The organism is Burkholderia sp. BCC1047, from assembly GCF_902833155.1.
In the GTDB taxonomy this organism is placed as follows: domain Bacteria; phylum Pseudomonadota; class Gammaproteobacteria; order Burkholderiales; family Burkholderiaceae; genus Burkholderia; species Burkholderia sola.
On the sequence record NZ_CADFEH010000003.1, the window covers coordinates 357,846 to 381,542 of the forward strand.

The 23,697-nt window shown below is 64.6% G+C and carries 34 protein-coding genes and 1 pseudogene; 27 read left to right on the top strand and 8 right to left on the bottom strand.

Features of this window, described 5'->3' with window-relative positions; translation table 11 throughout:
* Position 1 precedes the first annotated feature (1 nt).
* The 6 genes and pseudogenes from HWX55_RS36305 to HWX55_RS05700 all read right to left on the bottom strand — a co-directional run bounded on the left by HWX55_RS36305 (position 2) and on the right by HWX55_RS05700 (position 4,025).
* On the bottom strand, positions 2-601 hold the full coding sequence (locus HWX55_RS36305) for a pentapeptide repeat-containing protein (RefSeq protein WP_279612665.1): 600 nt from the start codon (positions 599-601) through the stop codon (positions 2-4).
* Between the two features lie 33 nt (positions 602-634).
* Positions 635-1,171 (bottom strand): hypothetical protein, encoded by a 537-nt coding sequence (locus HWX55_RS05680; protein WP_175974590.1) that lies wholly within the window; start codon positions 1,169-1,171, stop codon positions 635-637.
* A gap of 48 nt (positions 1,172-1,219) precedes the next feature.
* Positions 1,220-1,741, bottom strand: a pseudogene (locus tag HWX55_RS05685) (hypothetical protein).
* A 28-nt stretch (positions 1,742-1,769) separates the two neighbouring features.
* A complete protein-coding gene (locus HWX55_RS05690; protein ID WP_175974593.1) occupies positions 1,770-2,183 on the bottom strand; it encodes a hypothetical protein in 414 nt (137 codons plus the stop codon).
* A gap of 291 nt (positions 2,184-2,474) precedes the next feature.
* Positions 2,475-2,903: an HNH endonuclease gene (locus tag HWX55_RS05695; protein ID WP_175698511.1), complete on the bottom strand. Its 429-nt coding sequence runs from the start codon at positions 2,901-2,903 to the stop codon at positions 2,475-2,477.
* A gap of 777 nt (positions 2,904-3,680) precedes the next feature.
* Positions 3,681-4,025 carry a helix-turn-helix domain-containing protein gene (locus tag HWX55_RS05700; protein ID WP_175974595.1) on the bottom strand — a complete coding sequence of 115 codons (345 nt, stop codon included), beginning with the start codon at positions 4,023-4,025 and terminating at the stop codon, positions 3,681-3,683.
* 84 nt (positions 4,026-4,109) lie between these two features.
* On the opposite strand from HWX55_RS05700, the gene HWX55_RS05705 reads away from it, so the two are divergent.
* The 3 genes from HWX55_RS05705 (at position 4,110) to HWX55_RS05715 (ending at position 5,130) form a co-directional block, all read left to right on the top strand.
* Entirely contained in the window at positions 4,110-4,421 is a 312-nt protein-coding gene (locus HWX55_RS05705; RefSeq protein WP_175974597.1) for a YdaS family helix-turn-helix protein, read from the top strand.
* A gap of 116 nt (positions 4,422-4,537) precedes the next feature.
* Positions 4,538-4,912: a hypothetical protein gene (locus HWX55_RS05710; protein WP_175974598.1), complete on the top strand. Its 375-nt coding sequence runs from the start codon at positions 4,538-4,540 to the stop codon at positions 4,910-4,912.
* Positions 4,909-5,130 carry a hypothetical protein gene (locus HWX55_RS05715; RefSeq protein WP_175974601.1) on the top strand — a complete coding sequence of 74 codons (222 nt, stop codon included), beginning with the start codon at positions 4,909-4,911 and terminating at the stop codon, positions 5,128-5,130. The genes HWX55_RS05710 and HWX55_RS05715 overlap by 4 nt, the downstream gene beginning before the upstream one ends.
* Before the next feature lie 68 nt (positions 5,131-5,198).
* On the opposite strand, the gene HWX55_RS05720 is transcribed toward HWX55_RS05715, so the two are convergent.
* The gene (locus HWX55_RS05720) at positions 5,199-5,657 is read right to left on the bottom strand and encodes a hypothetical protein (protein WP_175974603.1); all 459 of its coding nucleotides are present in this window, start codon (positions 5,655-5,657) and stop codon (positions 5,199-5,201) included.
* 101 nt (positions 5,658-5,758) lie between these two features.
* Between HWX55_RS05720 and HWX55_RS05725 the strand changes: the two genes are divergently transcribed.
* Genes HWX55_RS05725 through HWX55_RS05765 form a run of 9 tightly spaced genes read left to right on the top strand, consistent with a single transcriptional unit; the run spans position 5,759 to position 11,497 of the window.
* On the top strand, positions 5,759-6,628 hold the full coding sequence (locus tag HWX55_RS05725; protein WP_175974605.1) for a hypothetical protein: 870 nt from the start codon (positions 5,759-5,761) through the stop codon (positions 6,626-6,628).
* The gene (locus HWX55_RS05730; protein WP_175974607.1) at positions 6,625-7,743 is read left to right on the top strand and encodes a site-specific DNA-methyltransferase; all 1,119 of its coding nucleotides are present in this window, start codon (positions 6,625-6,627) and stop codon (positions 7,741-7,743) included. Before HWX55_RS05725 ends, HWX55_RS05730 begins: the two co-directional genes overlap by 4 nt.
* On the top strand, positions 7,740-8,210 hold the full coding sequence (locus HWX55_RS05735) for an XF1762 family protein (protein ID WP_175974608.1): 471 nt from the start codon (positions 7,740-7,742) through the stop codon (positions 8,208-8,210). Before HWX55_RS05730 ends, HWX55_RS05735 begins: the two co-directional genes overlap by 4 nt.
* Entirely contained in the window at positions 8,207-8,794 is a 588-nt protein-coding gene (locus HWX55_RS35935) for an HNH endonuclease (RefSeq protein WP_208458708.1), read from the top strand. Before HWX55_RS05735 ends, HWX55_RS35935 begins: the two co-directional genes overlap by 4 nt.
* Positions 8,791-9,780 (top strand): YdaU family protein, encoded by a 990-nt coding sequence (locus HWX55_RS05745; RefSeq protein WP_244140494.1) that lies wholly within the window; start codon positions 8,791-8,793, stop codon positions 9,778-9,780. The genes HWX55_RS35935 and HWX55_RS05745 overlap by 4 nt, the downstream gene beginning before the upstream one ends.
* Positions 9,777-10,037 carry a hypothetical protein gene (locus HWX55_RS05750; protein ID WP_175974612.1) on the top strand — a complete coding sequence of 87 codons (261 nt, stop codon included), beginning with the start codon at positions 9,777-9,779 and terminating at the stop codon, positions 10,035-10,037. The genes HWX55_RS05745 and HWX55_RS05750 overlap by 4 nt, the downstream gene beginning before the upstream one ends.
* Positions 10,034-10,504, top strand: coding sequence for a RusA family crossover junction endodeoxyribonuclease (locus HWX55_RS05755; RefSeq protein ID WP_175974614.1), 471 nt, complete (start codon positions 10,034-10,036; stop codon positions 10,502-10,504). Before HWX55_RS05750 ends, HWX55_RS05755 begins: the two co-directional genes overlap by 4 nt.
* A 10-nt stretch (positions 10,505-10,514) precedes the next feature.
* Entirely contained in the window at positions 10,515-10,841 is a 327-nt protein-coding gene (locus HWX55_RS05760) for a hypothetical protein (RefSeq protein WP_175698500.1), read from the top strand.
* A gap of 47 nt (positions 10,842-10,888) precedes the next feature.
* A complete protein-coding gene (locus HWX55_RS05765; protein ID WP_175974615.1) occupies positions 10,889-11,497 on the top strand; it encodes a hypothetical protein in 609 nt (202 codons plus the stop codon).
* Positions 11,498-11,814: 317 nt separating this feature from the next.
* Here the strand turns inward: HWX55_RS05765 and HWX55_RS05770 are convergent, their stop codons facing one another.
* Complete coding sequence (locus tag HWX55_RS05770; RefSeq protein WP_156349303.1) at positions 11,815-11,997, bottom strand: hypothetical protein; 183 nt, start codon at positions 11,995-11,997, stop codon at positions 11,815-11,817.
* A gap of 195 nt (positions 11,998-12,192) precedes the next feature.
* Here HWX55_RS05770 and HWX55_RS05775 point away from each other — a divergent pair, with 195 nt between their 5' ends.
* From HWX55_RS05775 to HWX55_RS05845, 15 genes are all read left to right on the top strand, one after another.
* Positions 12,193-12,852 carry a putative metallopeptidase gene (locus HWX55_RS05775; protein WP_175974617.1) on the top strand — a complete coding sequence of 220 codons (660 nt, stop codon included), beginning with the start codon at positions 12,193-12,195 and terminating at the stop codon, positions 12,850-12,852.
* Positions 12,849-13,349 carry an HNH endonuclease gene (locus HWX55_RS05780; protein ID WP_175974618.1) on the top strand — a complete coding sequence of 167 codons (501 nt, stop codon included), beginning with the start codon at positions 12,849-12,851 and terminating at the stop codon, positions 13,347-13,349. Before HWX55_RS05775 ends, HWX55_RS05780 begins: the two co-directional genes overlap by 4 nt.
* A gap of 35 nt (positions 13,350-13,384) precedes the next feature.
* On the top strand, positions 13,385-13,864 hold the full coding sequence (locus HWX55_RS05785; protein ID WP_175974620.1) for a DUF2280 domain-containing protein: 480 nt from the start codon (positions 13,385-13,387) through the stop codon (positions 13,862-13,864).
* Positions 13,815-15,368 (top strand): phage terminase large subunit, encoded by a 1,554-nt coding sequence (gene terL / locus HWX55_RS05790; protein WP_175974622.1) that lies wholly within the window; start codon positions 13,815-13,817, stop codon positions 15,366-15,368. Before HWX55_RS05785 ends, terL begins: the two co-directional genes overlap by 50 nt.
* A 20-nt stretch (positions 15,369-15,388) precedes the next feature.
* Positions 15,389-16,855: a DUF1073 domain-containing protein gene (locus tag HWX55_RS05795; protein ID WP_175974624.1), complete on the top strand. Its 1,467-nt coding sequence runs from the start codon at positions 15,389-15,391 to the stop codon at positions 16,853-16,855.
* The gene (locus tag HWX55_RS05800) at positions 16,852-17,607 is read left to right on the top strand and encodes a phage minor head protein (protein WP_175974626.1); all 756 of its coding nucleotides are present in this window, start codon (positions 16,852-16,854) and stop codon (positions 17,605-17,607) included. Before HWX55_RS05795 ends, HWX55_RS05800 begins: the two co-directional genes overlap by 4 nt.
* Position 17,608: 1 nt before the next feature.
* Positions 17,609-17,902, top strand: a complete 294-nt coding sequence (locus HWX55_RS05805) for a DUF6527 family protein (RefSeq protein WP_175974628.1) — start codon at positions 17,609-17,611, stop codon at positions 17,900-17,902.
* Positions 17,903-18,166: 264 nt separating this feature from the next.
* Positions 18,167-19,534 carry a DUF2213 domain-containing protein gene (locus HWX55_RS05810; protein ID WP_244140495.1) on the top strand — a complete coding sequence of 456 codons (1,368 nt, stop codon included), beginning with the start codon at positions 18,167-18,169 and terminating at the stop codon, positions 19,532-19,534.
* 9 nt (positions 19,535-19,543) lie between these two features.
* Positions 19,544-20,050 carry a hypothetical protein gene (locus tag HWX55_RS05815; protein WP_175974632.1) on the top strand — a complete coding sequence of 169 codons (507 nt, stop codon included), beginning with the start codon at positions 19,544-19,546 and terminating at the stop codon, positions 20,048-20,050.
* A 71-nt stretch (positions 20,051-20,121) separates the two neighbouring features.
* A complete protein-coding gene (locus HWX55_RS05820) occupies positions 20,122-21,222 on the top strand; it encodes a DUF2184 domain-containing protein (RefSeq protein WP_175974634.1) in 1,101 nt (366 codons plus the stop codon).
* 1 nt (position 21,223) lies between these two features.
* The gene (locus tag HWX55_RS05825) at positions 21,224-21,709 is read left to right on the top strand and encodes a hypothetical protein (RefSeq protein ID WP_175974636.1); all 486 of its coding nucleotides are present in this window, start codon (positions 21,224-21,226) and stop codon (positions 21,707-21,709) included.
* Between the two features lie 62 nt (positions 21,710-21,771).
* Positions 21,772-22,155, top strand: a complete 384-nt coding sequence (locus HWX55_RS05830) for a DUF4054 domain-containing protein (RefSeq protein WP_175698492.1) — start codon at positions 21,772-21,774, stop codon at positions 22,153-22,155.
* 28 nt (positions 22,156-22,183) lie between these two features.
* Positions 22,184-22,663 carry a hypothetical protein gene (locus HWX55_RS05835; protein ID WP_175974637.1) on the top strand — a complete coding sequence of 160 codons (480 nt, stop codon included), beginning with the start codon at positions 22,184-22,186 and terminating at the stop codon, positions 22,661-22,663.
* Between the two features lie 61 nt (positions 22,664-22,724).
* Positions 22,725-23,108, top strand: coding sequence for a hypothetical protein (locus HWX55_RS05840; RefSeq protein ID WP_175974639.1), 384 nt, complete (start codon positions 22,725-22,727; stop codon positions 23,106-23,108).
* The gene (locus HWX55_RS05845) at positions 23,105-23,695 is read left to right on the top strand and encodes a hypothetical protein (RefSeq protein ID WP_175974641.1); all 591 of its coding nucleotides are present in this window, start codon (positions 23,105-23,107) and stop codon (positions 23,693-23,695) included. The genes HWX55_RS05840 and HWX55_RS05845 overlap by 4 nt, the downstream gene beginning before the upstream one ends.
* Positions 23,696-23,697: the final 2 nt, after the last annotated feature.

A 23,697-nucleotide genomic window follows, 5' to 3' on the forward strand; every position in this document is an offset into this window, starting at 1 on the left:
ATTACGACGCGAACGACTTGCGCTGAGTGTCGAGCCACGTTTCGGCCCATTCGAGCGCGAGCTTCGCTGCGTCATTCGTTTCCGGCGTGTCGCCCTTGCGGATCGCCATGAAAAAGCGCTCGACCGGGCGCGCCGAATCCTTCGGGATGCCGAGTTCAGTCGAATCGACGTCGATCCCACGCGCATTCGCGATCGTGCCGATGAGGCACGCACATTCGCCCGAGTAGGTCGAGCCGTCGACGCGGCCGGACTTCAATGCGTCAATCAGCGCCGGAACCTCGCACGGAGCCTGCGATATCACTTCGATGAAATCTGCCTTGATCGGCAGCAGGTCCGCGCCGCTCAGGTTCGCGCCGCTCAGGTCCGCGTCGCTCAGGTTCGCGCCGCGCAGGTTCGCGCCGCTCAGGTCCGCGTCGCTCAGGTTCGCGCCGCGCAGGTACGTGCCGCGCAGGTACGTGCCGCTCAGGTCCGCGTCGCGCAGGTACGCGCCGCGCAGGTACGTTCCCTGTTTGCAAGCCAGCTCGACAGCAACCTTCATCGAATCCGCTTCGCACTCGAAAATGACTTTCAGGGTCCAGCGGTTCAGGATTTGAATATTCACGTGAGTCTCCAGATAGTGTGGTGTGATTGCCGATCAGCTAAACTGGACGCAGCCGTTCTGAGCGGCCATATCGAACGCTGCGCGCCACTGCGAATAGATCGCGTAGAACGACTCATCGGCCTTCGCTTGCTCATCGAACTGGGCGAAGTCTTGCGCGAGCTTCGCGCTCACCGCCGAGCCGATGACGCCTTCGCAATCGCTGAAGCAGATCAGCTCCCAGAACGGTCCGCTCGTGGCGTTCCATGCGGCATGGTCGTGTCGGAGTTCCGATTTCCCCGTGCCGTACTGATCGACCGAAATTGGTTGATAGCCCGCAAGCTTCGCCAGCTTCTCGCGCCAGAAGTTGTAGCGGCTGTACCCACCCGAAAACGCTTCATCAGCGTCCTCGTAGCCATAAACAGCACGATCCACAAGATCATCAGCGCGGCCCGGAAAATCGGGATTGATGTAGACGCGCAGGTAATCGCATTCGATAGGTTCGCGGGTGAGCGGGTCGATCGGCTCGCCGCTGTCATCGAACACACAATCGATCTTCATGATCTGGCGGTACGCAGTTGCATCCAATCCCATGTCTTGCTCCGGTAAGGTCAGATTGCCCGCCGTAGCGGGCGCGGTTGGTCAGGCGGCAACCTTGGCTTGTTGCCACGGAGCGGTGCCGAGACACATGCGTGTGAACATTTCTGCTTGGGCGTCCCATGCGGAGTCCCATGCGGCGGCCCATGCGGCGGCCCCTGCGGCGGCCCCTGCGGCGGCCCGTGCGGCGTCCCGCTCCTCCTCGGTAGCCTCACCATTCGCGAAGCGCTCGGCGACATTCAGTGCGTCCTTGCTGCGCTGATCTTCCATCAGGTGCTCGACCTGCCGCGCGCACCAGACGGCGAACAATCGCAAATCACGGTCGGCACCTGATACGCAGCGAAGCGCCCAAAGTGCATCGTCGAGCCCATTGCTCTTGAGGATGTCGAGCAGAGGGATTTCGGCGTCGTGCTAGAACCGGATGTAGCTGCTGCGATCCGCGTCTTCAGCACTGAATGTTTCGCCCTGGATCGAGCGAACCAGCTTGTTGTAGCCGTCGTAGCACGCGCCGGCTTTGCGGAGCGCCGCAAGCGTCACGACAAAGCGCGGGTCAAATTCGGTTTGCATGTCTTTCTCCTGTAGCGGGAGCGGTTGGTCAGTCGTCGAGCGCGCGTCGAATCGTGTGGTCGGCGCAGTGGGATAACCCAGCGTTGCCCGGGCCGAACTTCTGGCCGCATCCCGAGCAGTAGACGTCGGCGAAACGCGGCACGGCCGCGAGGTCAGCGTCAGCGATGCGCTGCGCGATTTCCGCGTCTAGAACTGCCTTGCAGACGTTCCAGACCTCGTACACGTCCTCGATGTAGCCGCGACGCAGTGCCGCGTCGAGCACCGCGACCTGCTCGGCCGTGAACGGGAGCACGTCGAACGTGACGCCGTCGGCGATCGCTTCGTTGCGCTCGTCGCGCGCCAGAGCGGCGGCGTCGGCCGCCGCCTGCTGCTGGTCGGCGCGCCGGTCGACCCGAGCGGGCAGGGTGCGCACGTTGTGGTGAAGGGTTCGAGGAGGGTGCATCGCTTCCCCTTGAATAAAGGATTGCTAATCAAATTGCAGTCTTGAACTGCAACGCTGCGTGCGCAGCTCTGACTGGTGACGCCTCAAAAGAAGAACCGCCACCAGTCAGAGCTGTTTCGGGACAGTCTCATGGAGCCGGGCCGGTGCTGATCTCCGGCTTTGGGACTCCAGCGCTCAGCTGGTCGCGCATCAGCCTGCGCATTCCGGCTCCATGAGACTGCATCACTCGCGCGCCCGGCTACTCCCGGCCGTGCCGGCTCCGGGCCGCGCGAGGTTTTGTGCCGATTACGACTATCCCCATTGACGTGCTTTTCCTTTCAGAATCCGGCAAATTTGAGCTGTCGAGACACTGTATTTTTTCGCCAAGTCTTTTTGCAGCACATCGCCCGATTCATAGATGGCCTTGATTTCTGCTACCTGTGCGTTGGTCAACTTTGCCTTTCCACACAACTCTCCAGGTAGGCGCCCACCTCTGGCACGACCCCGTTCGTTGCGTTCGCGCATGTTGTCTTGATGAGTTCCCCAATGAAGGTGTTTGGGGTTGATGCATCGGGGGTTATCGCACCAGTGCAGTGCGAATCGGCCGTTTCGCTCTTCGCCTGTGGCCTCCATCAGAACGAGGATGTGAAGGCCGATAGGCTTTCCTTTTCGATATGCGCGGGCATAGCCCCATCCATAGCCTCGGCGCCCGTGATCAATGCAGGGATCTTCCAACTCCATAAATACTCCTGAAGAGATTTATCGACTGATCTCGGCTATGCGAGCTCAATCGGTAAAGCTCTCCATGGCGCCCAGCTACTCCCTGCTGCGCAGGCTCTGGGTCGCCATGGGTTTGTGTCGAATACAACGCGTTCGATCACGTCGTGCTTCGCTGTCTTGTGTCAGGTCCGTTCAAACAGCAAGCGGTAGCCAAACTTCGGCCTAGCGCGCTGCGCCTGTCCTGACTCACGACGCTGATCGCGCCGGCCGGTTGCTCCGCGTGTGCGGTCCCGGCATACCTTCGATTGTTAGAGAGCGATCCGCTTGGGGCGGTGGCGCGGCGTCGGTGTCGCGTTGATGGGAATTATAACTAAGGTTATCAGTGTGTCAACAACCAAAGTTATCGATCGGGCGGGAAATTTGTAACAAGGTGGGCGGCGGCCCGTTTGTTAAGCGTCTGCTGACGGCAGTTGAAAGTCTTCGGGAAGTGAGGCTAAACTACTGTACATGCATACAGTGTTGTGGCAAACCGAGGACGAGGGCGACCAGTGAAAGAAGAATCGAAGACGCGCCTGCGGTGCAGGCCTGGGGACTTGGCTAGGGTGGTGGCGAGTAGGAACCCTGCGCTGGTCGGCACGATCGTGGCGATTCAGCGGCTGCGGTCGGATGGTCTATGGGACGTGCTGCTCGAGAAGCCTGCGTTCGGTTTCACGGAGCGGATGAAGCGACCGGTCGTGACACGGGAGTTTTCGTTCTGGGATGCGTCGCTGGAGCCGCTTCCGCAAGAGGCTGCGCGGATCAGCCGCCAATCGGCCTGTCTTCGTCCTGAGCAGGCGAATCGTGCGGAGCTGACTGGGCAAGCAGCCCACTGATGTACGCCTCGACTTTGGCGCGGCCGAGCTCGTCGAGCCGATCGTAGCCGGGCGGAACCGGCTGGGCCGCGTCGCCGAATTCGAGCCACTCCAACGTGGTTTGCAGTGCGCGCGCGAGCGCGAACCCGTTCGTGGTCGTGGTGCTGCCGCCTCGTTCAACCTTGGCTATCGCCGGCTGCGATACGCCGACAAGTTCCGCGATGTGCTTCTGGGACAGGCCCAGTGCCTCGCGACGCTCCTTTGCCCGGCGCCCGAATTCAGGATTTTCCATAGCGGGCATCGTATAACCTTGGTTGTAGGGCGGCAAATAACCAAAGTTCTTGCGGATGAATAACTTTGGTTATAGTATTGCCGCATGAAACCGACCAATTGCTCCGTGCCGGCTCTGCAGGCAGCGATCCAAAAAGCTGGGTCGCAGTCCGCACTTGCCCGCCTGATCGGCAAAAAGCAGCCGCACATCCACAAGTGGCTGCATTCCCCCAATGCAATGAGACCCGAGAACTGCGTCCTGGTGGGGAACGCCGTCGGCATCCCGTACAGGGACTTTCGCCCCACCGATTGGCATCTGATCTGGCCTGACGCGTCGGCCGCTTCGGCGCCGGGACGCATGGGCGCGTGTACGTCAGATGGAGGGCAGCGCGACGCGCTTCGTGTAGGCGTCGACTGATCGCAATGGTTTGCATTCGTTGATAGCTGGCCAGGTGTTGTCCTGGCCTTTATTTCGCCCCGGTGCCAACTGGGTAAGCAAGTGGGTAACCAACTGGGTAACGATTGATTTTTCGTATGAACCAGCCAGAAATCAGGATGTTCGCGCTGTGGACGCCGGCCGCCACGCTGCCCGAGAGCGAGATCGAAGCTATGACGTTCGAGGAGTGCCTGGCGAAGGCGCTCGAGATCGGCGTCACGCGCTTCGATCGAAAGACGCTCGCGAAGAAATCGAAGATCCACTATCCGCACCTCGGCGATCTAATCGCCGGGCGCCGGCCGTTTCCTGCGACGAAGCTGCACCTGTTCTGCATGTTCAGCGGCTGCGATTATCCGCGCCAGTGGCTCCGAATCCAGGAGCGCAAGGCGATCGAGGAATATCGCCAGCTCAGCCAGCAGGCGATCGGCGAGTTCGTCCAGCAGGCGTTCGGCCAGCGGCAGGTGGCCGCATGACGCTGACTCTCAGCCAGCGCGACGTCGGCAAGCCGTTCGCCCGAAAGCTCGGGCGCCCCATGACCTATCTCGGCATCGTCGAGAACAGGCACCTTTTCATCTTCCGCGATCCTCCGCAGGACTACCTCGCGTTCCGGGCCGACCAGCTCTGGATGCTCGAGCGCGTGCGACCCGAGGCGGCGCCGATCGACGACACGAAGGAGGGCGGCTCGTGCTGACCGAACTGTTCGAGCGCGCGGCATCTCGCTTGAGCCATCGTGCCTGGAGCACACATTCCGCGGCTGCGCTAAACGCGAATTTCGGTGTTACAGCCGGGGCATGTGTACCGCGCAATAATGCGCCCCGGTATGCCAGGGGTGAAAATCAAAACCCTTTCGCACTTGGGTTTGTTGTCGAAGCAACCCTGGCAGATGAAGTGCACGGGCTCTTCCGTGCCGACATATCGGTATGCGAAACCGCGGTCAGAGACGGCGTCGAGCTTGTACTCGGAGCGCACCGTGAGCGCTTCCTCGAATTCAGCCGCTTTTGCGTTAGCGGCACGAAGTTGTTCCTTCAATTCATCGATTTCATCACGCGCAGCGGCCTGCTTTTCTTGCAGGGCAAGCGCGGCATTTTGAACGTCTATGACGCGATCGTTGATCGATTGCTGCATCTCGGCGAGCTTCAATTCATCTCGCGCTGCGACTGCTGCTTTTGCCAGATCGACGGCATTCTTCAGGCCGGCGATGGCGGCCGTGACAGTCATGATTGGCATCGTGGTCCCCGTCGTGAAATTGGCCGCGCACTCCCGCGGCGAAACCATCATAGCGTACTGGCGGCGGGAGCCGGCGTGCACTGGGGAGGCGCATGAACTGGGCGCACGATGACCTCGCCAAGGATCTCGCCGCACATCTTCGCGGCGCATCCGATCGCCTGGTATGGACCGACATGCAGCTCGGGCCGGCCGGCTCGCCGCGGCCGGATGTTTACACGGTGCCGTGCTCGTTCGCGCGGTTCCAGCCGATCGCCTACGAATGCAAGATCAGCGTCGCCGACTTCCGGCGTGACGTGACGGCGGGGAAATGGACCTCGTATCTGCGCTTCGCCGCCGGCGTGATCTTCGCGGCGCCGGCCGGCCTGCTGAAGAAAGAAGACATCCCGGCCGGGTGCGGCCTGATAGTGCGCGGCCCGGATGGCTGGCGTTCGCTGAAGGGACCGACGCTGAAGAACGTCGACAACCTGCCGCGCGACGCGTGGATCAAGCTGATCATCGACGGCATGGCGCGGCTCGCAAACACGAACCTTGAGCAACTGCGGGTCGGCCTTCATAGCGAATGGTCGATCGAGAAAACGCTCCGGAGGCGGCTCGGCGACATCGTCGCGGATGCGATGCGCGACCGGTTGCATGCCGAGCGTCGCCTGAAGCTGGCCACCGACCGACTGCAGGGGCTCGCGGAGGAAGCCGAAAGCGAGCGGCGACTGATCCTCGGTCGTGCGAAGGAGGATGCGAAACGCGACGCGGCGCAGGTTGACAGCGCGCGTGTCGAGTTGGCGCGTGCGCTTGGACTGCCTGAGAGCGCGAGCGCAGCGCGGATCGCCATGGCATGCAGAGAAGCCGCGCGCAGGCTTAGCATCGATACCGAAATCAGGCGACTCCGTCAGCAGCTCGAGCGCATTCAGGCCGCGATCGAATCGGCTGCCGAGCCGCTGCCGCACATTGCGCGGGAGGTGGCGTGACCTGGCTCGACCGTTCCCACCGCGGCGACTGCCGTGACCTGATGCGCGCGATGATCGCCGACGGCGTGCGCGTGCAGACGATCGTGACGTCGCCGCCGTACTGGGGCCTGCGCTCGTATCTGCCCGACGGCCACCCAGACAAGCATCGCGAGATCGGGCAGGAGCCGACGCTGCGCGAGTTCATCGACACGCTGGTCGGTGTGTTCGAGCTCGCTCGCGAGCTGCTCGCGGACGACGGCACGCTGTGGCTGAACATGGGCGACGCGTACGCCGGTTCGTGGGGCGCGCAGGGACGTACCGGGCAGATGTCGGATCGATCGGTGATCAGCGCGCAGCAGATCGCGGCCGCACAACACCGCAGCAGCGGTACCGGGTCGCGCGAGCGCACTGGCCTGAAGCCGAAAGACCTGATGGGCCAGCCGTGGCGACTCGCGTTCGCGCTGCAGGACGCGGGCTGGTATCTCCGGCAGGACATCATCTGGCACAAGCCCAACCCCATGCCGGAGAGCGTGCGGGATCGCTGCACGAAGGCGCACGAATACCTGTTCCTGCTGAGCAAGAGCGAGCAGTACTTCTACGACTTCGATGCGATGCAGGAACCGGTCAGCGGCGGCGCACACGCTCGGCGCGAAGCGCAGGGGCTCAAACGCCCGGGCTTCGGACATGGATACGATGCCGCTCCAAAGGATCGATACAAAACCCCGGACGGATGGGCAACGCATCCGGGCGCGCACGGCTCGTTTCACCGCGATGGCCGAGAAAAGGGGCGAAAGCTTTCGGCGGCCGGCAGCGGCGTGAAGAACAACACGAGCATGGATGCTGCGCTTTCAGACATGCGCAGTACCCGCAACCGTCGCAGCGTCTGGACCATCCCGACGCAGTCGTTCGACGGCGCGCATTTCGCAACCTTTCCCGAGGCGCTCGTCGAGCCCTGCGTGATGGCCGGCAGCCGGCCGGGCGACGTCGTGTTCGATCCGTTCTTCGGCAGCGGCACGACCGGCCAGGTCGCGCAGCGGCTCGGCCGCCGCTTTCTCGGCTGCGAGCTGAATCCCGATTACGAACCGCTGCAGCGTGATCGCCTGCGGCAGCCCGGCCTGATGCTGGAGGCTTCGTGACCCTCGTCATCGTTCCGATTTCGCTTGAAGAGGCAAACGCATTCGTCGCCGAGCATCACCGGCACCACGCGCCCGTTGTCGGCCACAAGTTCAGCATCGCCGTAGCCGACGACATGCTGATGGGCCGAGACGATTGCACAGGTATCTGCGGCGTTGCAATCGTCGGCCGCCCGGTCGCGCGCGGCAACGACGACGGCTGGACGCTCGAGGTGACGCGCTGCTGCACCGACGGCACGCGCAATGCGTGTTCGGCGCTGTACGGCGCAGCGTGGCGCGCGGCCCGTGCGCTCGGCTACGCGCGGCTCATCACATACACGTTGCCCGCCGAGGCCGGCGCCAGTTTGCGGGGCGCCGGATGGCGTCTCATCGGCGAGCGCGGCGGCGGAAACTGGAACACGCCCGCGCGACCGCGCATCGACACCGCTGCGTATCTGCGTGGACAGAAATTGTTGTGGGAAGCCCAATGAACGACCTCCCGAATCCTCTCACCCCAGCGGATTGCAACCTCCGCGATTTTCCGTTCATGCCGCTCGAGGTGAAGCGCCTGCTCACGTCAGAAACGTGGATCCTCGGCAGCGGCGACGAGCGCGCGGCCGCGATCACGTTGTGGCTCGAGAGTTGGCATCAGATCCCTGCCGCGAGCCTCCCGGCGGACGACCGCATGCTCGGCCATCTGTCTCAGTCGAAGAGCTGGAAGCGCGTGAAGGAACATGCGCTGCGAGGCTGGGTGAAATGTGCCGACGGTCGTCTGTATCACCCTGAAATTGCCGCGCACGCGCGCCGTGTCTGGCCGATCAAGCTTCGGCTGATGGCGCGGAAGATCCGCCGGCTGGAGATGGAGTCCGGCGAGTGGGCGCGGATCCGCGCCGTCGTCTTCGCGCGCGACGACTACACCTGCCGATACTGCGGCGCCCGTGGCGTCTACCTCGAAGCCGACCACGTCGTCCCGTTGTCGCGCGGCGGCCCGACGACCGAACAGAACCTCGTGACTTCCTGCCGGCCGTGTAATCGGTCGAAGGGCGCAAAGCTCGTGGAGGAATGGCGCCCATGAATTACTACCCCCATCACATCGGCGATTTCCGCTCGGGAACGGTCAACATGAGCCGCGTAGAGCGCTGGATCTACCGCGACCTCATCGACGTCTATTACGACACGGAGAAGCCGTTGCCGCTCGATCTCGACGAGGTCTGCTACGCGATTGGCGTGAGCACCGAGGACGAGCGTCGCGCCGTCGCCAACCTGTTGCGCTTCAAGTTCACGAAAAGTGACGCCGGATATGTGCACGATCGCTGCGAAATGGAGATCGCGGCGTACCGTTTGCGCGCTGAAACCGCTCAAGAGAATGGGAAGAAGGGTGGACGGCCGAAAAAGCGGACGGCTACCGGATCGGGTACCAAACCTAACCCATCCGGAACCCAAGAAAAACCCACTGGGTTTTCTCCGGGTTCCCATCCGGATGCAAGCGGCCCCCCAGACATAACCGGTTCTAAAACTAACCAAGAACCAACAACCAATAACCAAGATGTAAACCCAAGCGGCGGCGGCACAGCACAGGCAGTAGCGCGCGACGACGCGCCGATCGCCGCCGCCGCTTTCGTCGAGATCCTTCGCTCGTCGGGCGTCGGCTTCGCCGCCGATGACGCGCGGTTGGCGAGCTGGCCCGGACGCGGTGTGACGGCCGACGACCTCCGTGCGGCCGTCGCCACGGGGCGCAAGCGCAGGGAGCGCGAGCGCTCCGAGCAGCCGCTGAACCTCGGCCTGCTCGAGCTAATCCTCGGCGATCTGCTTGCCGCGCGCGCCGCGAAGCCAGCGCCCGGGACACGCCCGGTTGGCGACTGGTGGCGCTCATGGACCGGCATCGTCGACCACGGCGCCGCGCTCGGCGTCGAGCAGGGCCGCGACGAACCTCCGTTCGATTTCAAGCTGCGCGTGTTCGACGCCGCGGGCGATGGCCCGTGGTGGGACGACCACAACCGCGCGTTTCGCAACACTGCCGGCCCCGTCTCGGCCGGAGCTTTGATGGGGGAAGGGCGATGAACTGCAAAGTCGGCGACATGGCCGTGATCACGCGCGGCGAAGCCCGCGACCGCATCGTCGAGGTGAAGGCGCCCTACGGCGACTACCTGGGCTTCGGCTTCTGCTGGTACGTCGAAGCGCCCACGCCGATCCCGGCGACGGACGTTCTCACGTTTCGGCCGTGCGAGCTGAAGACCGGATGGATTCCGGACGCATGGCTGCGCCCGATCAGCGGCGTGCCGGTGACCGACGACGTTCCCGACGAGGTGACGGCATGACGCAGCAGTCCCTCATCGCCGCTTCGCCGATCGCGCAGCGCGTCGAGTTCGTCGTTCCCGGTACGCCTGTCGCGAAGGGCCGCCCGAAGTTCGCGCGCCGCGGCGCGCACGTCACGACGTACACGCCCGAGAAGACCGAGCGGTACGAGAACCTCGTGAAGATGGCCGCCCGCACGGCGATGCGCAGCGCTGCGCCGTACGCTGGCCCCATCCGCTTGATCGTGCACATCGGCCTGCCGATTCCGGCGAGCTGGTCGACGAAGCGCCAGGGCGAAGCGGCCGCCGGCGCCATCGGCGCGACGAAGAAGCCGGACGCCGACAACGTTGTCAAGGCGTTGAAGGACGGCATGAACGGAGTGGTGTACGTCGACGACGGCCAGGTCGTCGACCTCTGGGTGTCGAAGCGCTACGCGCGCACGCCGGGCGTGCGGATCGAGGCGATCGAATTGAATTTGAAGTCAGCATAGGAGCGGGGCCTTGAAAGCAAAAAGCAAACTCACCATCAACGCGATGATCGCGGCCATGAAGCCCGGCATCCGCTATTCGGCGCACGACCTCGCACGCCGCTTGAAGCATCCCGTTTCGTCGGTGCGCCAGCTGCTGTCGCTCGACGTTGCGCTCGCGCGGCTCGACTGCCATTCGGAGAGTCGCGGCCGCATGTACTCGCTCGCGGGCACGAGCCGCTCGCCGGGCACGCACGTCGACACGCGCATCCGGCCGGACTTCACGAGCAACCTGTCCGGTTACATGGCCGAGCTCAATAGGCGGCAGGCGCTGGCGATGATGACGCGGGGTGGCCGGTGATCGCCATCTTCGAGAACACGCAACAGGCGCTGCACGTCAGCTTTCTCGTGACGTCGCTGCCGCCGCGGCAGAAGCAGCAGTTCCGCCTGGCGCTGATCCAGATCCTCGAATCGGTTGGCCGTCTGAGCACGCGCCAGGCTGAATTCCTCGACTACCTGTACGGCAGCTCGTCGGGCACGATCAACTTCGACGGGCTGAGCGGTGACGAAATCCGGGCCCAGTGCGCGATGGTCGTCGGCGCGGTGCGCGATCACCTGCTGAAGCCGGAACGCAACGCGGTGTGGCTGCGATACGCCTGCGGGATGCCGGCGCGGCCGGCGAGCGCCACACGCGCGGCAGACCCGGGAGTCCCGCCGTCGGCCGAGTGGAAGCGGGCACTCGTCGAGATGCGGACGTACCTGCGGCCGTCGCTCACCGTGACGAACGGCAAGGCGATTATGGCGCTCATCGCTGGGCATTCGCAGGCGCGGCTGCGCCAGGACGGGCTGTCGTATCGGGAGATATCGGAAGAGACGCACGTCACGGTCCGGACGCTCGAGCGGAACGCGCAAATCATTCGGAAGCGCCTCGTCGAGCTGGAGCACCAGGCCGTGAAGCGGCTGACGCCGCTCTTCGAGCGAAACAACGTGACGATCGCGGAGGCCGTTGAGGCGTAAGGGGTACGGCGAAAATTCCCCTTGCAAATGTGGCGGACAGGGTATAAATTTTCGTCACATTGCAGAGTTGCGACCAAAGCCCGCTGAGCCGACAAGCCAGCGGGCTTTTTCGTTATGGCCTGTCCGCGCTATACTCGACTCGGCCTTAGCTGCGCCGGTGGGAAAGACGCAGCGAGGTGATCAGCCAGCGCGCCGAAAGGTGCAGACGGGTTTCCGCCGCCCTGCTGGCACCAGGCATTTCGAGCCCGCTGAGCGAAAATCAGCGGGCTTTTTACTGGGTCGGCTGGATCTAAACCGACTTTTAATAGTCCCGATTCCTACAGGGCGTCTATTTCCTTGGCGATCTTGGCCACGGTTGCGCCGATAAATTGTCCGAGTTGCTCTCCATTTTTGGCAGGGTCAGTGAACCACCGGTCACCGGTGGCTGGTGCGACCAAACCGGATGCGAGTGCTGTTTTGACGAGTTCGACGGCCTGTTCGGTTGCTCGTGCGGTAGTCATTAATGCTCTCCTGTTTGCGCTTATTAGACGATTTTCCGCGACCGCGTTCTCAGCGCGCGGCCATGAAGATATTGCGTTAATCGAGTGATTTAAGTCAACGCCGTTGAATTATCTTAATAATTTCGCTATTTGAATAAAATTGGCGGAATTGACTTGAGCGTTTCATTATTCGATTCAAACTGCAGATGTCACAAGATGAGCAGATCTGCTGCGATAGCGAATGTGTTGCCAGTATCTCGTCCGGTGCCGCCCGACATCCTCTTCGACGACTCGAACTGGATCCGGCACATCACGCCGGCCGACGGCGTCGCCGAGTGGGTGAACGACACACTCCTGCGCGACGGCGCGCCGCTGCACAACCCTGACCATGAGCACCTGATCGACGCCGACGTCGCCTACCTCTGGGCGGCCGTCGAGAATGTGCGCCAGATGCGGCGCGTCGTTGGCCAGTGCGAAGAGGTGACGATCCGCGCCGGCGGCTGGCAGCGCGCCCGGCAGGAGCAGCAGCTCTGCGAGTGGTTCGGCCGCGTGCCGGCGTTCCTGATTACGCTCGACGCGCATTACGCGCGCGAGTGCAGCGACCTGCAATGGTGCGCGCTCGTCGAGCACGAATTGATGCACATCGCTCAGAAGACGGATGAGTTCGGCGCCCCAGCCTTCACAAGGGACGGGTTTCCCAAGCTGGGCATCCGGGCACATGACGTTGAAGAGTTCGTCGGGATCGTGGAGAGATACGGCGTCGGCGATCGCGACGGACCTATCGCCAAGATGGTCAGAGCCGCGAACGCTGGCCCGACGATTTCGTCGGTATCGATCGCGCGCGCATGCGGGACATGTATGTTGAGGTCGGCATGAACGAAGAGCAGTGGCGTGTCATCGCGCAGTGGCCGAACTATGCGGTCAGCGATCACGGGCGGATCAAGCGGCTCACGAACAGGAACAGCGGTATCGCCGGCCGAGTGCTCGCGACTTTCCTGGTTTGCGGCTACCCGTCGGTGAATCTATCTCGTCCTGGAAAGCGCCAGTCGGTTCGAATTCATAGGATCGTCGCTGAATCGTTCCTCGAGCGACCGGCCGGCGCGTCGGAGGTGAATCACATTGATGCCAACCGTGCCAACAACCACATCTCGAACCTGGAGTGGGTAACCGCGAGCGGCAACCGGCTTCACGCATACCGTGTCGGCGGCCTATCCGCTGTCGGCGAGCAGAACGGTCACTCGAAGCTGACCGAGTGCGCGGTTCGCGAGATCCGCCAGCTTGATCGCAGCGAAAGCAGGCTGGCTCAGAAATTCGCCGTCTCCATCCGTACTATCCGCGATGTTCGATCGCGTCGCACGTGGACGCACATCTGACAAGCTGAGCCGCGTAACCCGAACGTTTTCCCGCCATGGCAGCACTTCCCGCAACGATCAAGCTGTTCATCGTGCAGTCGCTGGCGTGCTTCGACACGATCTCGCGCACTGCGAAGGCCGTGCGCGAGGAGTTCGGCGTCGAGGTGTCGCCACAGCAGTGCGAGCGCTACGACCCGACGAAGCGGGCCGGCGCGACGCTCAGCAAGAAGTACCGCGAGATCTTCGATCGTACGCGCGCGGAGTTCCTGAACGACACATCCCGCATCGGTGTGTCGCACCGCGCGGTGCGCCTGCGCGCGCTCGACCGAGCCGTCGCGGAAGCGGAGCGACGCAACAACCTGCCGCTGATGGCGCAGCTGCTCGAACAGGCTGCGAAGGAATCCGGCGACGCCTACACGAACCGGCGCCGCCTCGAACACACTGGGGAGAACGGCGGCCCGATCGAGAACAGGACGGTCGTCGTCGATGAAAGCCAGGTCGCAGCCGCCGTCGCCAAGCTCGAAGACGAGTATTGACCCCGCCATCGAGCGGGCCGTCCTGAAGGCGAAGTGCGAGCGGGATCACCTGTTTTTCAGCCGGTACTTCTTCAAGCACCGCCAGGCGATCAAGTTCCGCGTCAACTGGCACCACGTGCTGATCGCCGACACGGTGCAGCGCGTGATCGACGGCACGCTGAAGAACGTCGTCATCAACGTGCCGCCGGGCTCGTCGAAGACTGAGCTGGTCGCGATCAACCTGATCGCGCGCGGCCTCGCGCTGAACCCGCGCGCGCGGTTCCTGCACATCAGCTATTCGGACGACCTCGCGCTGCTGAACAGCGAGACAGCGCGCGACATCGTCTCATCCGACGAGTACCAGGCGCTCTGGCCGCTGAAGGTCGCTGACGACGCGAAGTCGAAGAAGCGCTGGAACGTGCTGGTCGACGGGAAGAAAGCCGGCGGCGTGTACGCGGTGTCTCTCGGCGGCCAGATCACGGGCTTCCGCGCCGGGCACATGACCCACGGCTGGCAGGGCGCGATCATCATCGACGACCCGCTGAAGGTCGAGGACGCGTATAGCAAGACGAACCGGGACAAGGCGAACCGCAAGATTCAGTCGACCGTGAAGAGCCGGAAGGCGAATCCGGACACGCCGATCATCGTGATCATGCAGCGGCTCGCCGAGGAGGACCCGACGGGCTTCATCAAGGCCGGCAAGCTGCCGGGCGACTGGGAGTTCATCGAGATCCCGGCGCTGATCACGGACGAGTACGTCGCGAAGCTGCCGGCGCACATCCGCGAACGCGTCGAGCGCGACGAGCGTGACGAGGACGGCCGGTACAGCTACTGGCCGTACAAGGAACCGCTGCAGGAGCTGCTCGCGTCCGAGAAGGCCGACGCGTACGTGTTCAACGGCCAGTACATGCAGCGACCGTCGCCGCTGGGTGGTGGGATCATCCAGAGCGGCAAGTTCCTGCGCTACGGCGCGCTGCCGCAACTCCAGTACCGGAAGATCTTCGCCGACACGGCGCAGAAGACCGCCGAGCGGAACGACTACAGCGTGTTCGAGTGCTGGGGCCTCGGGTACGACAACCGCGTGTACCTGATCGACCTGGTGCGCGGGAAGTGGAAGGCGCCCGAGCTGAAGCGGCGCGCGATCGACTTCTGGAACAAGCATGCGGCCATCGGTGCTGACGATCCGGGCGCGCCGGTGCTGCGGCAGATGAAGGTCGAGGACAAGTCCAGCGGTACCGGGCTGATTCAGGACATTCAGGCCGAGGGCGGCATCCCGATCGAGGGCATCGAGCGGGTGAAGGACAAGCTGACGCGCGTGATGGACGTCGTCAGCCACATCGACGCCGGCAACGTCGGCGTGCCGCTGGATGCCGCATGGGTCAGCGACTTCTTGACCGAGTGCGACTCGTTCAAGGCTGACGACACGCACATGCACGACGACCAGATCGATCCGATGGTCGACGCTATCAACGACATGCTGGGAGGCGCGAAGGACCTGTCGGTCTGGGAGCGGCTTGCCGGTTGAGCACGACAGGATTTCCCGGAATGTCGAAACGGAAGCAACAGACCCGGCCGCCGCGCGCGCCCGCGGCGACGCACGCCCATCGCACGGTCGACTCGTTCGCAAACTTCGAAGCGCGGCTCGGATGGGGCGCCGACAACCAGGCGTCGGCGGCGCAGTACACGCTGTCGTACCAGAGCCGCAACCGCGTCTGGCTGGAAGCCGCGTACCGCGGATCGTGGATCGTGCGCGCCGCGGTGGACGCGATTCCGGAGGACATGACCCGCAAGGGCATCGAGATGTCCGGGCTCGATCCGACCGACGTGTCGAAGATGGAGACGGCGCTGACGCGTAAGGCGATCTGGGACCAGCTCTGCGACACCGGCAAGTGGGCGCAGCTGTACGGCGGCGCTATCGCGGTGATGCTGATCGACGGCCAGGACATGTCGCAGCCGCTTCGGCGCGAGACGATCGGAAAAGGCCAGTTCAAGGGCCTGCTCGTGCTCGACCGCTGGATGGTTGCGCCGCCGGTCGGCGAAGTCGTGACCGAGTTCGGCCCCGATCTCGGCATGCCGAAGTACTACGACGTGCTGCCGTCGACGATCGGCTTGCCGCAGGGGCGCATTCACCACTCGCGCGTGTTGCGAATGGACGGCGAGGCACTGCCGTACTACCAGCGCATCAGCGAGAACGGCTGGGGCTTGTCGATCCTCGAGCCGATGTGGGACCGGCTCATCGCGTTCGACAGCGCGACGGTCGGCGCCGGGCAGCTCGTCTACAAGGCGCATCTGCGCACGCTGAGCGTCGAGAAGCTGCGCGAGATCATCGCGGCTGGCGGCCCGGCGCTCAACGGCCTGCTGAAGCAGGTCGAGATGATCCGGCTCGGGCAGTCGAACGAGGGCATCACCCTCATCGACTCGACCGACAAATTCGAGACGCACCAGTACGCGTTCAGCGGCCTGTCCGATGTCTTGCTCCAGTTCGCGATGCAGCTCAGCGGCGCGACGGGCATTCCGCTCGATCGCCTGTTCGGCCAGCAGCCGGCCGGCCTGAGCGACACGGGAGAAGGGTCGCGCCTGCTGTATCACGAGAAGGTGCACACGCGGCAGGAGCGCCGGATGCGCAACCCGCTGCACGGGCTGCTCGACGTGATGTGCCGGTCGGAAATCGGCCAGCCGTTGCCCGAGGACTTCTCGTACGAGTTCAACCCGCTGCAGGAGATGTCGGCCGCCGAGAAGGCGGAGATCGGCAACAAGACGGTCGACTCGGTGACGAAGGCCGTCGACGCCGACCTGATTCCGCGCAGCCAGGGCATGCGCGAGCTGAAGGCGTCGTCGCCCGACACCGGCATGTTCGGCGACATCCCGGACGAAGCAATCGAGCAGGCCGAGCGCGACGAAGAGGGCGAGGATCCGCCGGGTATTGATCCGACGCTTCCGCTCGGCCCGACGCCGGGCGCGGCCGCGCGCACGAACGATTCTCTGCTTCGCAGACTTTTCCGACGTCGATGATCCTCACCCTCGATCGAAAGCGCGACCGGCGCAAGAACCCGGTTCGGCTGAGCGGCGCCGAGCGGCAGTACGGCGGTCAGCTGCGAAAGATCGCCCATCAGGTCGGCGTGCTCGTGAATGGCTTTCCGGCTGACGACGCGTCGTATGCGCCGACGATCGAGGAACTGCTGCGGCGGTACGCCGAGGCGCTCGCGCCGTGGGCCGAGGCAACCGCAGCGCGCATGATCGCCGACCTGAATCGGCGCGACGCGCAGATGTGGATGAAGCAGGCCGCCGACATGTCGCGCGCGCTGCGCGACGAGATCCGCGGTGCGGCGACCGGCGAGACGATGCGCGCGCTCCTGTCCGAGCAGGTCCGGCTGATCAAGTCGATCCCGCTCGACGCAGCCGAGCGCGTGCACCGGCTCACGCTCGAAGGAATCGTCGACGGCACGCGCGCCGCGCAGATATCGAAGGCGATTCAGGAGTCTGGGCAGGTCGCGAAAAGCCGGGCGGACACGATCGCGCGAACCGAGGTCAGTCGCACGGCCGCGACGCTCACCGAGGCGCGCGCGCTCGACGTCGGCAGCCCCGGCTACTTCTGGCGGACGTCGGGCGACTCGGACGTCCGCGAGGACCATCGCGAGCTGGAAGGCAAGTTTTTCACGTGGGACAAGCCGCCGGTCGCCGATAAGCGGTCGGGCGCACGGGCGCACCCGGGCTGCATCTACAACTGCCGGTGCTGGGCCGAAGTCGTGCTTCCGACGGACTGATATGGCGAAGATGAAACAGGACAGCAGCGGATCATTGCTGTTCGAGTGTCCGTGCGGTGAGCTGCACGTCGTCTATCCGCATGGTTGCGATTCTCCGAGCCCGGCGCGATGGAACTGGAACGGCAGCGTCGATGCCCCGACGTTATCGCCGTCGATCCTCGTGTCGTGGCCCGGCCCCGGCGACCGCCAGAACGTCTGCCATTCATTCATCACGGATGGCCGGATCCAGTTCTGCGGCGACTGCACACACGAACTGGCCGGGCAGACGGTCGAGATTCCTGACTGGGTTGACTGAGTATGCCGACACATCGAACGACGTTGCGCGTGCGAGTGCGCACCGCGTGGTGGTTGCCGCTGTACCTCCGATCCCTGGCCGTCTGGTGCCGGCTCACATGCACCGAGCCCGATTACGAGCGAGTCCGCGGCGTCATCGCGCGCGGCGTCCGAACCAGCATCGAAGACTGATATGCGCATTTTCACCACTGATCACGCGTGCACGTGCGGCTCGCATGCGCCGCGCGCCCGCGCGCACACGCGCGACGGCATCACCGCGTCGGGCGTGTACGCGACCGAGCAGCTCGGCGAGCGGCAGTCCATCACGCCGGAAGGCTTCCTGCTCTGCGAGGCCGTGCCGATCGCGCGCGTCGGCGCGCAGGACTACGCCTACTTCGAACTGCCGGAGATCGAGGCGAAGGACGGCGTCATCGTCGCCGAGCGCACGGCCGACGTGCTGTTCAGCCCCGAGACGCTCGCCAGCTTCGAAGGCAAGCCGATCACGATCGACCATCCGCCGGACTTCGTGACGCCGGCGAACTACATGTCGGTGGCGCGCGGCACGGTCCGCAACGTGCGGCAAGGCGAAGGCGACCAGGCGGAGCTGATGCTCGCCGATCTGCTGATCACCGACGCCGAGGCGATCAGACGCGTCCAGAGCAAGGGCGCGGACGCGCTCACGCAGGTCAGCAACGGCTACGACGCCGACTACGAACAGATTGCGCCTGGGCGGGCGCGACAGGTGGTGATCGTGGGCAACCACGTCGCCCTCGTGAAAAGCGCCCGCTGTGGCCCCGTGTGTTCGATCGGGGATAGCAGTTCCAACCTACTCCCGACAGGAGATGCAAGCATGGCAACCAAGAAAGGCTCCAAGTTCGTCGACGCGTTGCGCAAGGCGTTCATGACGCGCGATTCCGAAGCGTTCGAGAAGGTCGCGAGCGAGATGACCGGCGACGAAGGCGGCGAGGGTGGCGACGGCCAACCCCAGATTCACATCCACATGCCCGGTACCGGCGCCGATCCGAAGGCGGCTGTCTCCGCGACGGGCGACGATGGCGCGGGCGGCGGCGAAGGCGATCCGCTGAAGCAGGTGCTCGACGCGATCCAAGCCACGAACGGCAAGATCGACGCGCTCGCCGACCGTGTGACGAAGCTCGAAGGCGGCGGCACCCAGACCGGCGACGGTGACGGCGATGACGACGATCTGGACGGCACCGGCACGATGGACAACGACGGTGCCGGCGAAGGCGACGACGACAAGACCGGCGCTCGTACCGGCGACAGCACCGCGCTGCGCGACCAGTTTCAGGACGCGCTCTCGCGCGCCGAGATCCTCGCGCCGGGCGTGCGGCTGCCGACGTTCGACGCGAAGGCGGTCCGCAAGAAGACGGTCGATGCCATGTGCGTGCTGCGCCGCCGCGCGCTGCGTGCCGCTCTCGACAACGAAAACGCCGAGACCGTGAAGACGGTGCTGGGCGGCGTGGACCCCGCTGGATTGCCGTGCGCCGTCGTGGCCGGTTACTTCAACGCGGCGGCTGCGCTCGTGCGCAGCAAAAACTCGAGCATCTCGACACAACGGACCGGCGACGCAAACCAGCCGGAGAAGAAGGACATCAACCAGATTCACGCCGAATTCTGGGCGACCCACAAGTAAGGAGCCGACATGCCCTCGTTGCAAGCCTACACTTTCCGCATGCCGGCGGGCTTTGCCGGCGACCTCCAGCGCGCTGAAGTCGCGACGATCGAGCCGCAGCAGATCGACTCTGCGGCGCCCCCGACGGTGTTCGGGGTGGCCGTGAAGCTCGTCAATGGCAAGATCCAACCGATCAACAACGCAGCTGACACCGCCGCGCTGGTCTACGGTGTGAACCTCCGCCCGTATCCGATCCAGGGCAACGGTACCGATCCGCTCGGCACTTCGACGCCGCCGACCAGCGGCGTGACCGACGTGCTCAAGCGCGGCTACGTGAACGTTGCGCTCGGCGGTACGACTCCGGCCACGAAAGGCGGCACGGTTTATGTGCGCGTCGCGGCGGCCGCTGCCGGCAAGCCCCTCGGTGGTTTCGAGGCGGCGGCAGACGGCACGAACACCGTGGCTATGCCCGCGAGCTGGTATTTCACCGGCCCCGGCGACACCTACGGCATCACCGAGATCGCCGTCAACATCTGATCCCCGGCGCTAACACAGCGCTTTACCTGAGCCCCGCTGACGCGGGGCTTTTGCATTTCTGGAGCCATTGAATGGACATGTCCGAACTGAAGCACCTGCGCCGGGCCGGGGCGCCGCTCTCGGCACCCCCGATGTCGGCGGCCGTGGCAGACGCGACGCGCCGGTTGATTCGCGCGCGCACCGCCGACGGCATGATGACCTACGACCAGCAGACGATCGACTCGACTGGCGCATTCCTCGTCGGCCAGCTTGAACGTCTCGACCAGACGCTCAACGAGCCGCTCGTCGAATACACCTGGTCGCGTGACGTCTACATCCGCTCGGACGTCTCGGCGGCGGACGAAATCGCGTCGTTCACGAACTCTGCCTACGGCATGAGCGGGGGTATCAACCCGAACGGTCTGAACTGGATTTCGAACGAAGGCAACGCTCTGCCTGGCCCCTCGGTCGATATCGGCAAGACGCCGCAGCCGATGCGCCTCTGGGGCGCCGAAGTCAAGTACACGGTGCCCGAGCTGGTCAAGTCGCAAAAGCTGGGCACGCCGATCGACGGCCAGAAAGTCGACGCCATGAACCTCAAGCGGAACATGGACATCGACCAGATCGTGTATTTCGGTGATCCGCAACTCGGCTTCACGGGGCTGGTGAATTCGAACGGCGCGGTCGCGAGCGTGACGAACGTCCCGAATGGTGGGAAGGGCACGCCGCAGTGGACAACGAAGACGCCGGACGAGATTCTCGCCGACGTCAACGAGGTCCTCACTTCTGCATGGCAGGCATCCGGCTGGAAGGTCAAGCCGAATCGCCTCATGCTGCCGCCGGCTCAACTGGGGTGGGTAGCGTCGCAGGTCATCAGCTCGGCCGGCAACAAGTCGATCCTGACCTACCTGCTCGAGAACAACATCTGTACGCAGCAGGGCGTGAAGCTCGAGATTCTGCCGCTGAAATGGCTGATCGGCGCCGGCGTCGGCGGCACGCCGGGCACGCTCGGCACGGTGGACCGGATGGTCGCGTACAACAGCGACAAGAAGTACGTCCAGTACCCGATGACCGACCTTCAGCGCACGCCGCTCGAATACCGCTCGCTGTTCCAGATCACGACCTACTGGTCGCGCCTGGGTCAGATCGAGTGGCGCTACGGCGTGACGGCGGCTTACCGGGACGGGATCTGACATGCCGAAGCTCTACGTCCATACCCCGTTCACGCTCCGGCACGACGACGGCTCGACCGAGCAATTCACGGTCGGCGAGCGCGATTTCTCCGAGGCTACCGCCGCTCACTGGTACGTCGCGCACCACACTCGCGAGCCCGGCGACGCTCCTAAGCCGACCGTCGCGCCGGCCGACGGAGCAGAGCTCGCCGCGGCGCGCGCGGCGCTCGAAGCGCAGGCCGCGCAACTTGCGTCCGCGCGCGAAGATGCCTCGAAAGAGGCTGCACGGCTCGCCGCGCTGCGGGTCGAGCTCGACACGTTCAGCAAAGGGCTGGACGAACGCGCGGCGGCGCTCGATGCGCATGAGGCAGCAGTTGCCGCGGGCGTGCAGGATCTCGCCGCGCGGGTCGCGGCCTTCGAGGCAGTCCAGAAGGACGCCGCGGCGGCCGCGAAGGATGGCGCAGCCGACGGCGCGACGCAGAAGTCCGGCGGCGGGAAGAAGGCATAATGGCCTCCCGGCGTCGCGCCATGCAGGCGCGCGCCGGCATCCGCATTTTGGCAAGGTGACACGTGGATATCGCCCAGTTCCGACAATCGTTCCCCGAGTTCAACGACACGACGACGTACCCCGACCCGCTCGTCCAGTTCTGGATGACGGTTGCGGTGTCGCTCGTCAACGCTGATCGGTGGCGCGAGCTGACGGACCTGGGTGTCGCGCTGGTCACCGCCCACCACCTCGCGCTCGCGTTGAAGGACCAGAAGACGGCCGCAGTCGGCGGCGTGCCCGGGCAGGTGACCGGCCCGCAATCGTCGAAGGCCGTCGACAAGGTCAGCGCGAGCTACGACACCGCGGCCGTCGCGATCAAGGACGGCGGCTTCTGGAACGCCACAATGTACGGCGTCCGCTATCTCAGCCTCGCGCAGATGATGGGCTCGGGCGGCATTCAGCTGTAACGCTGCCGCCGCCCATCGGGAGAATCCCATGGACGGCATGAAAATCGACCGCCTCGACGAGGTACTGAAGGCGATCAGCGGGCTCGTGCAGAAGGAGGTGCTCGTCGGCGTGCCCGACAGCACCGCCGGCCGGAAGAACGAAGGCGAGCCGCTCAGCAACGCCGAGATCGGCTACATCATGGAAAACGGCTCGCCGGCCAACAACATACCGGCGCGTCCGCACCTGGTGCCCGGCGTGCAGGACGCGCGGCCGAAGTTCGAGCCGCAGCTCCAGAAGGGTGTCGAAGCGGCGCTCAATGGCGATCTCGAACAGGTCGAGCGCAGGCTGAAGCTGGCCGGTCTCGCCGGGCAAAACGGCGTGCGCGCGAAGATCAATAGCAACATCCCGCCCAAACTCGCTGACGCGACGCTCGCCGCGCGCCGGCGCCGCGGCGTCACGCGCGAGAACACGCTGGTCGACACCGCTCAGTATCGAAACGCGATCACGTACGTGGTCCGCAAGAAGTAGTTTCCGTCTCCCCGATCCAAGGGCCGCCGCGTGCGGCCCTTTTTTCGTTGGTGCTCTCGCGATGGCCTTCCTCGACGTTACCGATGTCCTGCTCGATCCGGATTTCATGGACACCGGGCTGATTTGCAACCGCATGACGCAGACGGTAGGCACGGACGGCCGGGCAACCAACGCGGTTACCGCGATCCCGATCGATGCCGTCGTCACCAGCGACAGAGGCGACATCCTGCACCGGAACGCCGACGGCAGCCGGATCATCGGCTCGATCACGTTGCACACGCCGTTCCGGCTGCGCGATGGCGGACCGGACGGCCGTGCTGACGCCGACGAGGTCGTCTGGGATGGCACCACCTACACGGTCGTCAACGTGAACGACTACTCGCACTTCGGCCGCGGCTTCATCTGCGCGACGTGCGATCTGAAACCGCTATCAGGAACCCCATGAACGACAGCTCGACCGGCGGCTACCTGGCGCCATCCGTCGATGCGCCGCCGGCCGAGGATGACGTCCTCGACGATCTGGTTCACGACCTGATCGCGGGCATCACGGCCCTGTCGCCTGACCTCGTGCGGCCGCGCTGGCAGCAGAAGGTGCCGAAGCAACCGGAGCCGTCCGTCGACTGGTGCGCGTTCGGCGTCCAGGAGCAGGAGCCGGACGCGGGCCCTGCGATCCAGCACGACGGCACTGACGACGGGCACGACACGTACATCCGGCACCAGGACATCGACGTCATGTGCACGTTCTACGGGCCGCGCGCGAAGGGATATGCGCAGCGGCTCGCCGACGGGCTGGCGATCCCGCAGAACCGCGAGCAGCTCCAACTGCAAGACATGGCGTTCGTCGGCGTCAGCGCGATCCGCCCAGCGCCCGATCTCGTCAATCAGCAGTGGGTGCGGCGCTACGACATGACCGTGACGCTGCGCCGAAAGATCACCCGGACCTATGCGGTCCTCAACCTCAAATCGGCCACCGTGGCGACGACGACTGACTCGTCGACGCCCGTGGCCGGCGTTTCGAACATCCACTCGTAGGG